This window comes from Solihabitans fulvus (genome assembly GCF_008386585.1).
Classification (GTDB): Bacteria; Actinomycetota; Actinomycetes; order Mycobacteriales; family Pseudonocardiaceae; genus Solihabitans; species Solihabitans fulvus.
In genome coordinates this window covers 1-234 of the sequence record NZ_VUOB01000169.1, presented here as the reverse complement: position 1 = coordinate 234, position 234 = coordinate 1, and the positions used below count along the sequence as shown (strand labels likewise).

At 72.2% G+C, this 234-nt stretch carries 1 protein-coding gene; it reads left to right on the top strand.

Going from position 1 to position 234, the window contains the following annotated elements:
- Positions 1–234, top strand: a 234-nt coding sequence (locus F0L68_RS41070; RefSeq protein WP_149855331.1) for an HAD family hydrolase, incomplete at both ends; no start/stop codon positions are given.

Genomic DNA, 234 nt, shown 5'->3' with positions numbered 1-234 from the left:
CGGCCTCCGCGGCAGTCCACGCACTCCAGGAACGCGGGCGCACCGCCGTCGTCGTGCTCTGCGAACACCGCCCAGTCGGCGTGCTGGGCATCACCGATCAGATCCGGCCCGAAGCCGCCGGTACGGTCGCTGCGGTCGCCCGGTTGACCGGTGCCGCTCCGGTGCTACTCACCGGCGACAACCACGCCACCGCAACGCAACTCGCCGGGCAGGTCGGCATCAGCGATGTGCGCG